The sequence below is a fragment of the Herbaspirillum chlorophenolicum genome, assembly GCF_001189955.1.
Lineage (GTDB): Bacteria > Pseudomonadota > Gammaproteobacteria > Burkholderiales > Burkholderiaceae_D > Herbaspirillum > Herbaspirillum chlorophenolicum.
Genome location: NZ_LFLT01000065.1, coordinates 1 through 14,047, shown reverse-complemented (window position 1 = coordinate 14,047; position 14,047 = coordinate 1). Strand labels below are relative to the sequence as shown.

14 protein-coding genes are annotated in these 14,047 nt (G+C 57.2%); 5 read left to right on the top strand and 9 right to left on the bottom strand.

Features of this window, described 5'->3' with window-relative positions:
- The 7 genes from AKL28_RS21790 to AKL28_RS21755 form a co-directional block, all read right to left on the bottom strand.
- A partial coding sequence (locus AKL28_RS21790; protein WP_050470416.1) for a hypothetical protein occupies positions 1–230 on the bottom strand: 230 nt, incomplete at its 3' end.
- Between the two features lie 248 nt (positions 231–478).
- A complete protein-coding gene (locus AKL28_RS24075) occupies positions 479–1,450 on the bottom strand; it encodes an AraC family transcriptional regulator (protein WP_082221619.1) in 972 nt (323 codons plus the stop codon).
- A 157-nt stretch (positions 1,451–1,607) separates the two neighbouring features.
- Positions 1,608–2,288: a carboxymuconolactone decarboxylase family protein gene (locus AKL28_RS21775; protein WP_050470419.1), complete on the bottom strand. Its 681-nt coding sequence runs from the start codon at positions 2,286–2,288 to the stop codon at positions 1,608–1,610.
- 106 nt (positions 2,289–2,394) lie between these two features.
- Positions 2,395–2,832, bottom strand: a complete 438-nt coding sequence (locus AKL28_RS21770) for a (R)-mandelonitrile lyase (RefSeq protein ID WP_050470418.1) — start codon at positions 2,830–2,832, stop codon at positions 2,395–2,397.
- An 80-nt stretch (positions 2,833–2,912) separates the two neighbouring features.
- Positions 2,913–3,338, bottom strand: a complete 426-nt coding sequence (locus tag AKL28_RS21765) for a (R)-mandelonitrile lyase (protein ID WP_050470413.1) — start codon at positions 3,336–3,338, stop codon at positions 2,913–2,915.
- 350 nt (positions 3,339–3,688) lie between these two features.
- The gene (locus tag AKL28_RS21760; RefSeq protein WP_050470412.1) at positions 3,689–4,594 is read right to left on the bottom strand and encodes a LysR family transcriptional regulator; all 906 of its coding nucleotides are present in this window, start codon (positions 4,592–4,594) and stop codon (positions 3,689–3,691) included.
- Between the two features lie 37 nt (positions 4,595–4,631).
- A complete protein-coding gene (locus AKL28_RS21755) occupies positions 4,632–5,525 on the bottom strand; it encodes a LysR family transcriptional regulator (RefSeq protein WP_050470411.1) in 894 nt (297 codons plus the stop codon).
- A 315-nt stretch (positions 5,526–5,840) separates the two neighbouring features.
- Here AKL28_RS21755 and AKL28_RS21750 point away from each other — a divergent pair, with 315 nt between their 5' ends.
- Genes AKL28_RS21750 through AKL28_RS21740 form a run of 3 tightly spaced genes read left to right on the top strand, consistent with a single transcriptional unit; the run spans position 5,841 to position 8,723 of the window.
- Positions 5,841–6,875, top strand: a complete 1,035-nt coding sequence (locus AKL28_RS21750) for an aldo/keto reductase (protein WP_414735710.1) — start codon at positions 5,841–5,843, stop codon at positions 6,873–6,875.
- 34 nt (positions 6,876–6,909) lie between these two features.
- Entirely contained in the window at positions 6,910–7,932 is a 1,023-nt protein-coding gene (locus AKL28_RS21745; protein WP_050470409.1) for an alpha/beta hydrolase, read from the top strand.
- Positions 7,933–7,958: 26 nt separating this feature from the next.
- The gene (locus AKL28_RS21740) at positions 7,959–8,723 is read left to right on the top strand and encodes a glucose 1-dehydrogenase (protein WP_050470408.1); all 765 of its coding nucleotides are present in this window, start codon (positions 7,959–7,961) and stop codon (positions 8,721–8,723) included.
- Positions 8,724–8,775: 52 nt separating this feature from the next.
- On the opposite strand, the gene AKL28_RS21735 is transcribed toward AKL28_RS21740, so the two are convergent.
- Together AKL28_RS21735 and AKL28_RS21730 are read right to left on the bottom strand one after the other, a co-directional pair.
- Positions 8,776–9,840, bottom strand: a complete 1,065-nt coding sequence (locus AKL28_RS21735) for an aldose epimerase family protein (RefSeq protein WP_050470407.1) — start codon at positions 9,838–9,840, stop codon at positions 8,776–8,778.
- Between the two features lie 76 nt (positions 9,841–9,916).
- Positions 9,917–11,278, bottom strand: coding sequence for a XylR family transcriptional regulator (locus tag AKL28_RS21730; protein WP_082221616.1), 1,362 nt, complete (start codon positions 11,276–11,278; stop codon positions 9,917–9,919).
- A gap of 407 nt (positions 11,279–11,685) precedes the next feature.
- Here AKL28_RS21730 and xylF point away from each other — a divergent pair, with 407 nt between their 5' ends.
- Together xylF and AKL28_RS21720 are read left to right on the top strand one after the other, a co-directional pair.
- Positions 11,686–12,702: a D-xylose ABC transporter substrate-binding protein gene (gene xylF, locus AKL28_RS21725; protein ID WP_050470405.1), complete on the top strand. Its 1,017-nt coding sequence runs from the start codon at positions 11,686–11,688 to the stop codon at positions 12,700–12,702.
- 202 nt (positions 12,703–12,904) lie between these two features.
- Positions 12,905–14,047: ATP-binding cassette domain-containing protein (locus AKL28_RS21720; RefSeq protein ID WP_050470417.1), on the top strand; the 1,143-nt coding region annotated here is incomplete at its 3' end.

The window sequence follows — 14,047 nt, the reverse complement described above, 5'->3', positions numbered from 1 at the left end:
TTGTTGAACGTGCCGATGGAGCCGAGGTTGGTGTTGTAGACAGCGCTGGCCGAGCTGCCGATGGTGCCGTTGTTGCTGAACGTGCCGACCGCGCCGCTGTTGGAGATGCCAAAAGAGGTATCTCTCACAGTGACGCCACTGTTGACCGTGATGTTTTGCGTGGAGTAATTGGAATATCCGCCCCGATTGGCACTGAAGATCGTATCGGCCAGGGAGTGAGGCGAAGTCATGACAGCGAAGACTCCCGCCAAGGCCAGGCTCAGTCGCCCACGGGGCCGCTGCCATTCATGCCTGCTGCGTTCAGGAGATAAACATGTTCTGCATTTGTTATTGGTAAAACGTATATCGAGGGGCATGAATTTACCTGCAGCAGCATAAGTCAATTTATCGGTACCATCGTCTCCATATAGAAGAGTTGTGAAATATACTCACGGCGCTTTGCCGAGGCTTGATAAAACTTGCTGTTTGGCGAAGATTTTTAAGATATTTTCCGCACGGGCAAGGTTAAATTGAATCGTTGCGTTGCTCCGAAATTCTCCCAAGGCGGATCGAGATAAAACTCATAGGCCTTGGTTTCTTCCAGGGCAAACTCGCCAGCGACTCTCGAAAGCCAGGCGAAACTCAATACCCGATAAGTGGAAAAAATTTCTTGGTACGGTGCCTGATGCTCAAGCGTTGCATAGGTATCCGCGGCAAATGCCACTGGTGTCAGCGCACTGGAACCGACATCAAAACCAGTATCGACCAAGGCGCAATCGTAGCGGATCAGTTCATTTGGGGTGATTTCAGGATTGTCGTACACAATTCCGATCACTTGCAGGCGATCCAGCGGCAACCTGGCCTGATCTGCCACAGTCGCAAATTTTTTCCAGTTCGCTTCGACATTGGCATAAGGGCCGTAAAAGCGCAGCGCCAGCAACGGCATGTCCTGTAAACGCTTGACTTGCACCATGTCGGTGCGCCTGAGTTCTTCCGGCTGAGGGACGCTGGATACTCCCCTTGCATGGGTGCGATATTGCGAAGGAACCCATCCGAACTGCTGATGAAATGCACGTACGAAAGCCTCATGACTGGCATAACTGGCGCCGAAGGCAATATCGGCAACCTGTCGATCACTCAGCAAAAGCCTCAACGCAGCCTGATCCAGCCTGATTCGACGCAGATAGGCAGATGGCGTCTCGCCCATGGTCTCTTTGAAATAACGCTGGAAATGATAGGGGCTGAGCTTGACGTGCGCCGCCACTACTTCCAAAGATAAAGGCTCGGCTATATTGCGTTCCATGAAATGGACGGCTCGTGCAATGCGCCAATCATCAAGTACGCAAGGTAAAGAGCGACGCGGTTTCTGCGGAATGCGCGAACCGGCGAATGGCGATCGATGCAGCAGTTTTTTTTCAGCCTCAATGAGCACATTTTCGTGATCATCGACACTCTTTTCAGTTTTGCTCATTGGTCAAAGGATGAACCGCCTCGAGAATCGCAGAAGCTGCTTGGCTAAAATAAAGAGAGGCATTTCAGCCTGTTGGTTGAAATGCCTGCGGTAGTTTGCCTCAGCTTCTGTTCGAGGTATATAGCCGATGCACGTTTTCCACGGTGCGCGGCGATGGTCATCTTGCGCCGGATAGCGACGCCAAATGCCGGTCCAACGCTTCACGCGCACGGCGGCCATTCTCTGCATCCACGCGTTCGGCCAGTACTTGCGAGAACTGGCGCAACTGGCCGGTTGTCAGGCCGACGTTCATGCTGACGCGAATATGCGACTGCAATTGCGATTCGGCGCCAGGCAGTGCCGATAGCATGCTGACTGTCGCAAGCTCGCGGTTTTTCCAGTCGAAATTGTCGCGCTCGAAGATGTCTCCAAACAGGTGGCTCTTCAAGTATTCGTCAATGGCTGGCGCGAAGTCGAACACCGGCCCCTTGACCGGCGCGCCCACCAGTCTGGTTTGATTTGCCGTGCCCGCCGCCAGGAGTGCCTCGCCCTTTGGGATCGAGCGGCCGGGTTCCGCGCCGGGAGCATCGTTGATGCCGCGCTGCCTGCGTGCATCCAGTACCTTCATCAGCTCGCCCAATGCATTCAGGCTGCGTGGAAAACCAGCATAGGCATAGAGTTGCACCAGGATTTCTCTCGCATCGCTTACCGTCAGTCCCGCATCCAATCCTTGGTTCAATGCGGCATTCAGTTTTGCAATATCGCCAGCTGCCGCAAAGGCGGCAATCGGGGCAATAGCCAACTGGCGCGCCGACAAGACATCTGACGCGCTTGGCGTCGAAGTTTGCGTGCTGTTCATTTCTTGCGATTCCTTCGCGTTTGAGGTCGCCTGGGCAGCAGACGTCGCAATGGCCAGGCCCAGAAAAATTGCGAACGGGGTGAAGACGCCCCGCTTCGCTCGCGGGTCAACGCGCATTGTATTGTTCATCGGTGACCTTCTCCATCCATGTAACGTTCTTGCCGTCGACCATTGCCGTTACCGCCAAGTGTGTCATTGCCGTAGCCGATGCCGCACCGTGCCAGTGCTTGACGCCGGGTGGGCACCAGATCACGTCACCCGGCTGGATAACCTGAATGGGCTTCCCCCATTCCTGTGTGAGCCCCACGCCGGAAACCACGACTAACTGCTGGCCGGCAGGATGGGTATGCCACGCCGACCGTGCTCCCGGTTCAAAGGTGACCAGTCCGCCGGAAGCGGTAATGTTCTTGTCGGCAGGCCACACCGGATCGACGCGCACACGACCGGTGAAGTAATCCGCAGGACCGGCGACAGAGGCTTGCGATCCGGCACGCGTGATCTTCTGCGACACGGCATCCGATGCCGGCTCGACGGCTTGGGCCATTGAAGCCTGCAGGACGCCAACGCACAACGCGATCTTGAAACCACTATGCATAAAACTCCCTTTCCCAGTAGCGATCAGAGTTAGGCAGTCTTGCCGCCAGGGCGTGCCACACCGCTGAGATATTGCTCATCGGTGACGTGTTCGAGCCATTCGACATTTTTACCGTCCAGGGCTTCCTGGACCGCGATATGGGTCATGGAGGTCGTTGAGGTCGCGCCATGCCAATGCTTATGTCCCGGCGGGCACCAGATGACATCGCCGGCACGGATTTCGACGACCGACTCGCCTTCACATTGGGTCCAGCCGCAACCAGCGGTCACGATGAGCGTCTGGCCGAGCGGATGAGTGTGCCAGGCAGAGCGTGCGCCGGGTTCGAAGGTGACGCTGGCGCAAGATACGCGCGCCGGCGCCGGCGGGTTATTGAGGGGATCGATGCGAACCGTGCCGGTAAACCATTCGGCAGGTCCCTTAATAGATGGCTGTGATCCAGCACGCTTGAGTTCCATCAGGTATTCCTCTCAGATTGTTGAATATGATTTCGCCGCTAATGCGCCCTCGCCGCCCGCTCCTCGAATCGCAAGCCAGAGTTTCATGGAGGCAGATGGCCCCTCTCTTGGCTGAGAGGCCTTCTGGAGTTGACGCTATCAACGAATTTATTGGCGTGGATGAAGCCCCGGAAAGTGGTCAAGATGCCACTCTTCCGCATGGCTTTCACGAGATGAGGATGAACTTCATCGTCTTGTAGGTATGGCGACGACTATATCGAATAGAGTTTTTCGCGACTAGATGCCGTAATTTGCATAGTGCTATGAAAAATGCTCATGAATCTTTATTCGTTGCGCCCTATTGCAGCCATTCAGGAATTGTTGCCGGCTGTATGCCGCAGCGCCTCGATGACCAGGGACATCGCGCGGGATGATTGGCGCTTGCTCGCGTAGAAGATATGCAGGCCGGGAAACGTCTGGCACCACTCTTCCATGACGGCTTCGAGCTGGCCGTTTTTAATGTAGGGATATGCCAATTCTTCCGGAACGTAGGCCAAACCGAATCCCGCCACGGCGGCATCGATGACTGGATAGACACTGTTGAAGGTCCATCGCCCTTCAACGCGTACCTGCAGTTTTTTTCTGCCTTTCTTCAGCTCCCAGGCGTATGGACTCGCTCGCGGAGAAATTCGCGTATTGATGCAGTCGTGGATCGTCAGATCCGAAGGCGTTTTGGGAAGAGTCTTATTCTTCAGATAAGCGGGAGCGCCAACAATCGCCATACGGATCTTTGGTGAAATCTGCACTGCGGTCATGTCTTTTGCAATCTGGTCGCCGAAGCGAACCCCGGCATCAAAGCGCTCTGCAACGATATCGGTCATCCCCGGTTCAGTGACGATCTCTATGTTGATGTCGGGATATTGCAGCTGGAGCCTGGACAGTTTTGGCCACAGTACCGTCTTCGCGGCAAAATCCGGTGCGGCGATCCGAATGGTTCCTGCCGGCTTGTCCCGCAATTCCGCAAACGCGGCCAGCTCGGCAGCGATGGCATCGAAGCGCGGCGCAACCCGTTGAATCAAGTGTTCTCCGGCCTCGGTTGGCGACACGCTACGTGTGGTGCGGGTCAATAAACGCAATCCTAGCCGGGCTTCCAAAGCCCGGATGGTATGGCTCAAGGCAGACTGGGAAACGCCCAGCTGCGTCGCCGCACGGGTAAAGCTCCGTTCACGCGCTACGGCCAAGAGTGCCAGGATGTCACGAAAATTCTCACCAGACATGAATGCTTACTCCGGAAAATAAAAGCAGCCAGGCCGATTATTGCCGGTGGCGCAAAGCATCGACAAGCAGGGTCATGGCAAGCGATTGCTGCCGGCGGTTCGGATAGTAGAGATGAAAGCCTGACCACACTGGGCACCAGTCCTCCAGCACGGAAATGAGCTGCCCTTTCAGGATGCCGGACTTCACCATATCTTCAGGCAGGTACGCCAGTCCAAAACCAGCCTTGGCGGCTTCGAAGATGTCGTAGGCATTATTGAAGACTACCGATCCATCGACACGAGCGCTATAGGAACGTTTCCCTTTGACGAACTCCCACTCGTATAGTCCGCCGTAAGTTGAAGTGCGCAGGTTGATGCAGCGATGATCTGTCAGATCGTGCGGCGTATTGGGACGGGTGCGTCCGGAAAAGTACGATTTGGCGCCCACCACGGCATTGCGTACGTCAGGCCCGATTCTGACCGAGATCATGTCCTGCGCGAGTTCCTGGCCAAATCGCACGCCGGCATCATAGCCGCGGGCGGCTATATCCACACTTTCATATTCGTTGATCAGTTCCACTTTGATATCCGGATATTGTGGAAGGAATTTTGCCAGTTTGGGCCATAGAAGGCTCCTGATCGCATAGTCGATCGCGGTGATTCGGATCGTGCCTTTAGGCGTGTCACGAAAATCCCCCAATGCCTGGATCTCCGCTTCGATTTCATCGAACTCTGGAGCCAGCCGGTCGAGAAGCTGTTGCCCTGCTTCCGTGGGCAACACGCCTCGCGTGCTGCGGATGAGCAATTGCACACCGAATTTCTCTTCCAGCTCCCGAACGGTATGGCTCAGTGCCGGTTGAGATATTTGCAATCTGGCGGCGGCGCGTGTGAAGCTGCGTGCACGCGCCACGGCAATGAAGGCAAGGAGTTCGCTGAAAGGTTGACGAGGCATAGGTAATTTCCGTCGGCAGGAGCTTTCAATTCTACAAGCATCAATTGGTTCGCACCGAATTAATGAGCCAAATTTATATTGGCATGAAAATTAAGCAGCCTAGTGCATTCCCTTCGCCCGCCCTAGACTAAGTCACTCGTTCGATGAGGTTGGCTTTCTGCCACGCCTTCCTCGCTGCCATCCCATTACGGAGGACATTTCCTGATGAGTGAACAATTGTCTCCTGGCCGTCGCGGCATCTTGCGGGCCGGGGCAAGCTGGGGTGCGCTGGCTTGCACATCCGTCACAGCAGCGCCCCGAAAAAATCAGGCAACCATGCCTGAAGGCGAAATGGATCTTCCTGTCATCACACAAGGCCGTACGCTAGGTACCGGCGCTGCCGGCATGAAAGTGTCGGCATTGGGCTTTGGCGTGATGGGGATGAACTACAACCGCGGGCCGCATCCTGACAGGAAAGCAATGATCGCGCTCCTGCGCCAGGCGGCAGAGCGTGGCGTCACGCTGTTTGATACAGCCCAGGTCTATGGACCATTGATCAACGAAGAATTGGCCGGTGAAGCGCTGGAGCCGTTCCGCCACCGGGTGAACGTGACGACCAAATTTGGCCACCGGATTGTCGGAACAAAGTACATCGAGGGCGAACTGGATAGCCATCCGGCCACCATTCGCCGCACTGCCGAAGAGTCGCTCAAGCGCTTGCGCGTGGAAGCCATCGATCTCTTCTACCAGCATCGTGCCGATCCTTCGATTCCAATCGAGGAAGTCGCAGGCGCAGTCAAAGACCTGATTCGGCAGGGAAAGGTCAAGCGCTTTGGTTTATGCGAAGTAGGTGCGCAAACAATTCGCCGTGCGCACTCAGTACAGGCGGTGAGCGCTGTTCAAAGCGAATACCACCTGATGTGGCGAACCCAAGAGGCCGAGGTTTTTCCGGTGCTGGAAGAACTCGGGATCGGATTCGTTCCCTATAGCCCGATCAATCGCGGCTTTCTCGGCGGTGCAATCAACGAATACACCAAGTTTGACACCGGAAACGATAACCGTGCCACGTTACCGCGTTTTACGCGCGAAGCAATCAGGGCGAATCTGGCCATCGTGGAAGTACTCAGTTCGTTCGGCAGAACCAGGGGATATACCTCGGCGCAAGTGGCGCTGGCCTGGCTCATGGCGAAAGCAGCGTGGATTGTGCCGATCCCCGGCACCACCAAGTTGGCGCACCTGGATGAGAACTTGCGGTCCATCAATCTCAAATTGGCTCCGGATGAAGTGCATGAACTGGAGAGTGCCGTATCGGCAATACGAATTGTAGGCGACCGATATCCGGCGTCTCAGCAACAGCAGGTTCAGGGCTAGTGGAAATGCCATCTCACTCAAGGAAACCACCGAAATGTTCAACCTGAGAAATTCATTGATCTCGGCGGCGATCTTCTTCGCCTTGCCACCGTTGGCGGTTGCCGCTGGCGCTCCCACTGTAGCCGAAGGCGTGAACGTCGCCGGATCCCGGAAAGTCACGTTCAGCAACGGCGCCATCCGGATGGCCGGCAATCTCTATCTGCCACCGAATTACGACGGCAATCGGAAATATCCGGCGATCGTGGTCGCCCATCCTTGGGGTGGCGTCAAGGAGCAAACTGCAGGACTGTATGCCCAGCAGCTGGCGCGCAAAGGCTTCGTCACGCTGGCATTCGATGCATCCCATTACGGTGAAAGCGGCGGAGGGCCACGCGATCTGGAGGCTCCGATCGACCGCGTGCAAGACATCCGCAGCGCAGTAAGCTATCTGGGCACCTTGCCCCAGGTCGATGCAAAGCGCATTGGCACCGTTGGGGTATGTGCCGGCGGCGGCTATGCCCTCCACGAATCCCAAACGGATCTGCGCGTCAAGGCCGTTGCGAGTGTGGTTGCCTACGATATCGGAGATGCAGCGCGCACCGGCATCCAGGGATCGCCCGTATCCGCGGAAGATCGCCAGAAGTTGCTCCAGAGCGTCGCGGAACAGCTCAACAAAGAGGCCGCAGGCGCGCCTGTACTCGTGCAAAGCCTGCTTCCATCGCGCGACCAGGTCAATGCCGACACGCCGAACTTCGTGCGTGAAGCTACCGAGTACTACCTGACGCCACGTGGCGCCCATCCGAATGCCAGAAATCGCTTCGTGACGACCAGTCCCGTGTTGCATATGGGGTATTACCCATTGGAACACATGGAGCTGGTATCGCCCCGCCCTGCTCTGTTTATTGCAGGCGAGCGAGCCGAGACCCTCAAGTTCAGCCAGGCGGCCTATGCCAAGGCCGAACAGCCCAAGGAACTGATGGTGATTCCGGGAGCCTCGCACTTTGATCTCTATGACAAACCGCAATATGTAACGCCTGCGGTTGAAAAACTGGCCGAATTCTTCGGCAAGTATCTATAACTCCATCCCGCACAGGAATCAGGATCATGAAAATCTCGTTTGAACATCAAGTCGCTCTCGTGACCGGCGCTGCCTCCGGTATCGGGCTGGCCACTGCGCAAACCTTTGCCAAGGCCGGCGCCGCTGTCGCCATTGCAGACGTCAATGGCGCTGCGGCCCGTGCTGCTGCGGCAGAATTGGATGCCGCCGGCTTTAAGGCCATCGGCATTGAGTGCGATGTCGCGGAAATGGATCAGGTAGAGGCCATGGTTCAACAGACCGTGTCCACGTTTGGCCGGCTGGACGCTGCCTTCAACAATGCGGGCGTGCAGAACATCCTCGCGGAAACGGCTGACGCCACGGCGGAAGATTTTGATCGCATTACCTCGATCAATCTGCGCGGCGTATGGGCGTGCATGAAGTTCGAATTGCAGCAAATGCGCAAACAAGGAAATGGCGCCATCGTCAATTGCTCGTCGCTTGGCGGACTTGTAGGTGGGGCGCAACGTGCGAACTATCATGCTGCCAAACATGGCGTTCTGGGCCTGACCAAGAGCGCTGCATTGGAATATGCAGCGCGTGATATCCGAATCAATGCCGTTTGCCCCGGTTTGATCTGGACGCCAATGGCAGATCAGATGGTCGCCTCCGGCCAAGGTGAGGCACTCGCGGCAATGACGCAAATGATTCCCATGGCACGACCTGGACGCGCTGACGAGATCGCCGATGCAGTCCTGTGGCTGTGCAGCAGCTCCGCAAGCTATGTGACCGGCCAGTCCATCTCCGTGGATGGCGGTTTCATCATGCGATGAAACCGGAGCGGACACCTGTTCCGCTCCAATCAATCAGTTGGTGGCCAGCGAATTATTCACGTACGCTCAAACGGTACACCGTCGTCTGGCGGTACACCTCTCCAGGACGCAAGATAACTGCCTCACGCTCCGGACCGTTGATCTGGTTGGGGTAAGCCTGCGCCTCCAGGCAAAAGCCGTCATGCGGAGCATAAGACTGTGCGCCTCGTCCCGGAACGTCTTTCAGGAAGTTGCCGCTATAGAACTGCAGGCCAATCTCCGTTGTCGATACGGTGAGCTGCCGTCCCGATCCCGGATCGTAGACCGTTGCCACTTTTCGCAGCTTCTGGGCGTGGCGCCTCGATTCGTCGGCATTGGTTTCCTCCCGGTGCAGGCAGTAGCAATGGTCGAAGCCGCCGGCGATTTCCAGTTGTTCATCAGGCCATGACAAGCGCGGGCCGATCGGCGCGGGCTGGCGGAAATCGAACGCGCTGCCGGCCACCTCCGCCGCCCTCTCGGGAATCAGCTTGCTGTCGACCTGCAAATAGGTATCCGCGTCGATGGAAAGAATGTGGTCGTAGATGTTGTCGGCGCCGCCGTTGAGGTTGAAGTAGCCGTGCGATGTCATATTGATCGGCGTAGGCGCATCGGTCGTGGCGGTATAGTCGATCCGCAACTGGCCATCGTCGTTGAGCCGGTACAGCACCGAGGCCAGTACGTTGCCCGGGAAGCCGGCAGCGCCGTGCGGCGACACCAGCGTCATCCGCAGGCCTTCCGGATCGGGCTGCACTTGCCATGGTATGAGGTGGAATCCGCCCTCCCCGCCATGCAAATGATTGTCGCCGTTATTGCGGTCGACCTGGTAGTCGACGCCATCTACCGTAAAGCGGCCATTGGCGATGCGGTTGCCCCACCTGCCGATGATGCTGCCAAAGTAAGCCGGGTTGGCGATGTAGCGATCGATATCTTTGTAGCCGAGCAAAACGTCGGCTTCGCGGCCGTAACGGTCGGGCGCCCACCAGGAAACCAGCGTGGCGCCGTGGTCGCTGATAACGACGCGCATGCCATAAGCATTGCGCAAGGTGTACAGGTTGATACCGTGTTCAGCAGATGTGCTGGAAATTGTGAAATGCGTCATCGTCTAAATAATTGGCCATGGATTGCAGTGCAAATCCATCGGTATGTTCATTCATTCGTTCGTTTTTTTTCTATCGCTATAAGCTGCCGCCGCTGTCGTCCAATGGCGGCGCCAGTATTGATGCCGCCGTGGATAGCGCGGAGCCTGCAACCGATAGTTTTTTGCGCGGCCGCTGAGCCGCTTGCTTTGACGTATCGTCGCTGGCCGCCAGCTGTTCCTGATATTCCCTGGGCGTGCAGCCCAGTTCGCGCTTGAAGACGGCGTGCATGTATTGCACCGACGTAAAGCCGCAAGTGACGGCGATGTCGGCGGCATTGCTGCCATCCTGTTGAAGCAGGCGCTTGGCGGCATCGAGCTTGAAGCGCAGGATTTCATCGTGCACGCTGCGCCCCAGCTCGCGCCGGAAATACCATTCCAGCGAAGAGCGCGAGATGCCGACGTAATCGGCTACCTGTTCCGTTTTGATCCCCTGGCAAGCATATTGGCGGATGAAGTGCATCGCCTGCATCACGTGCGGATGGTTGCGCACCTCATGGCGACTCGATGCCAGCACATTGATGCCGGCGGGCGGCACCAGGATGCGTGTATTGGGAAACTGGGCGCCGTGCAGCATCTGGTGCAGCAAGTGTGCCGCCGTGCGCCCCATCTCGGTCGTTCCCTGGATCACGGAACTGAGCGGCACGCGCGTCAGCACGCGCGCCAGCGGGTCGTTATCGATACCGATCAGGGCCACTTGTTCGGGGACGGCAATGCCGGCGAACAGGCAGGCCTGCAAAAGCTGGCGGGCGCGTGCATCGGTCACGGCGATGATGCCGATCGGTTTGGGCAGGCTGCGCACCCAGGCAATCAGCTGTTCAACCGCCGTATCCCAGGACTGCGCGCTGGTTCCAACGCCGCGATAGATGTTCCCCTGTATCCCGTCGCGCTGCGTCAGCATGTCGAAGATCCTCTCGCGCTCTTGCGCCCAGCGATTGACGCCGGCCTGGGGCAAACTGAAAAAGGCAAAATTCTGCAAGCCGGCCTCGATCAGGTGGTCATAGGCGAGCTTCACCAATTTGAAGTTGTCGGTCGCAACGTAGGGCCGGCCTTCCGGGTAGACGCTTTCATCGGCATACGAGCCGCCGATGGCAACCACCGGCAGGCGCACCCGCGACAAGGCCTCGGCGGTCGCGGGATCGTCGTATTCGGCGATGATGCCGTGCCCTTGCCAGCGTTCGATGCCTTGCAGGCGGGTGCGGAAATCCTCCTCCAGGTACAGATCCCACGAGGCGCGCGTACTGCTGAGGTATTCGCCGATACCGGCAATGATCTCGCGGTCGAATATCTTGTTCGCGTTAAACAGCAATGCAATCCGATGCACTGTCGGCACTCTTGCCACTCTGTAGTCTCCTGATGTTTCTTTTTCTACTCGCCGGGAGCGCCAATAGAGCTCATCCATTCAGCGTTTTGTCAGCTTTTTCTGCTGGTATCCGTCTCACGTCGGGAATTGTAGCGATCCATCGGCCCGGCGACGGCTTTGTGCAACCGCAACAGAAAGAATCGCTACCCCGTTTGGTGAATTTCGTAATTGTAGACATGAATCAGCGATTGCTAGTATCGCCTTCACATCAAACCGATAGCAATTATTTACAAGGCGTTGATGCATGGCAAGAAACGGGCAAGAGACTTTCCCTCCGCGAATTTGCGGAGCGAGACGGCAACACCGATGCGCCCTTCCGGCACGGTAGCGGCAAGCGAATCGGCCGCATGACAAGCGGCCGATAACAAGCCTGAAAATGGGAATGGCACCAGCCATGTCCCTGAAGATGCCCCCTTAAAAATCATAATGACATTGGAGATTAGGCAATGAACTCAATCCTGAAAAAAAGTGTAATGGCCCTGGTGGCAGTGGCTAGCATCTCGCTGGTCAGCACAGGCGCAATGGCGGATGCAAAAAATCCCAAGATCGGCTTTTCCATTGACGACCTGCGTGTCGAGCGCTGGGCGCGCGATCGCGATTTCTTTACCGCAGCTGCGGAGAAGCTGGGTGCAAAGGTCTTCGTCCAGTCGGCAGATGCCAGCGAAGCGCGCCAGATTTCCCAAATTGAAAATCTGATTTCGCGTGGCGTCGATGTCATCGTTATCGTTCCGTTCAACGCTACCGTCCTGACCAACACCATCAAGGAAGCCAAGAAAGCCGGCATCAAGGTGGTCTCGTATGACCGCCTGATCCTGAATGCGGATGTCGACGCGTATATCTCCTTCGACAACGAAAAAGTAGGTGAAATGCAGGCCGAAGGCGTGGTCAAGGCCCAGCCCAAGGGCAACTTCTATCTGCTGGGCGGTTCGCCGACCGACAACAACGCCAAGATGCTGCGCGAAGGCCAGATGAAGGTACTCAAGCCGTACATCGACAAGGGCGACATCAAGATTGTCGGCCAGCAGTGGGTGAAGGACTGGAATCCGACCGAGGCCTTGTCCATCGTTGAAAACGCGCTGACAGCCAATAACAACAAGATCGACGCCATCGTCGCTTCCAACGACGGCACCGCCGGCGGCGCCATCCAGGCACTGGCTGCGCAAAAACTGGCCGGCAAGGTTCCGGTTTCCGGACAAGATGCCGACCTGGCCGCCGTCAAGCGTGTCGTCGCCGGCACCCAGACCATGACCGTGTACAAGCCCCTCAAGCTGATCGCCTCCGAAGCGGCCAACCTGTCGGTGCAACTGGCGCGCAACGAGAAACCTTCCTACAACTCCCAATATGACAACGGCTTCAAGAAGGTCGACACCGTCCTGCTCAAGCCGACTCCGTTGACCAAGGCCAACGTCAATATCCTGGTGGACGACGGCTTCTACACACAAGCACAAATCAGCGGCAAATAAAAAGGCATCAATGGCCCGGACAGGCATAGCGCCTGTCCGGATCATGGCGTTCGCTTCATTTGTTTAATTTGGTTTCATTCGCTTGATTGTGATGCGTCACGGCCGATGGCGGTGCGATATCCGCCGTCGCCCGCTCCATCGCATGCTTTGCCGCTCCGAATTTCGATGAAGTTCCGGCAGTTTTTACCCTACGAGAGCAGGCATGTCTGAGTATTTGTTAGAAATGAAGGGCATCGTCAAGAAGTTTGGCGGTGTCCGCGCCCTGGATGGCATCGACCTCAAGATCAAGGCCGGAGAATGCGTCGGCCTGTGCGGCGAAAACGGCGCCGGCAAATCCACCTTGATGAAGATCCTGTCCGGTGTTTATCCCCACGGCACCTGGGAAGGCGAGATCCAGTGGGATGGCAAGCCGCTCGTCGCCCAATCGGTGCGCGACACGGAAGCAGCCGGCATCGTCATCATCCACCAGGAACTGATGCTGGTGCCTGAACTGTCGGTGGCCGAAAACATTTTCATGGGCCATGAGATCACCCTGCCCGGCGGCCGCATGAATTATCCGGCGATGTACCGCCGCGCCGAAGAGCTGATGCGCGAGCTGAACATGCCGGACATCAACGTGGCATTGCCGGTGATGCAATACGGCGGCGGCCACCAGCAACTGGTGGAAATCGCCAAAGCGCTCAACAAGAAGGCGCGCCTGCTGATCCTGGACGAGCCCTCCTCTTCGCTGACCTCGTCTGAAATCGCGATCCTGCTCAAGATCATCAAAGACCTCAAGGCCAAGGGCGTCGCTTGCGTGTACATCTCGCACAAGCTCGATGAAGTGGCTGAAGTCTGCGACACCATCTCGGTGATCCGCGACGGCAAGCATATCGCCACCACGCCGATGCAATCGCTGGATGTGAACCAGATCATCACGCAAATGGTCGGCCGCGAAATCACGGCGATGTATCCGACGCGCGACCATGACATCGGCGAAGTGATCTTCGAGGCCCGCAACGTCACCTGCTTCGACGTCGACAACCCCAAGCGCAAGCGCGTCGACAACGTATCGCTGTCGGTGCGCCGCGGCGAAATCGTCGGCATTGCCGGGCTGGTCGGCGCCGGCCGCACCGAGCTGGTCTCGGCCTTGTTCGGCGCCTATCCCGGCCATTACGAATGCAAGGTATTCATGAACGGCGCCCAGGTGGACACCGGCACGCCGCTCAAGTCGATCCGCCTCGGCCTGTGCATGGTGCCGGAAGACCGCAAGCAGCACGGCATCGTGCCCGATCTCGGCGTCGGGCAAAACATCACGCTGACCGTGCTGAGCAATTTTTCGCATCGCACGCGCATCGATACCGCC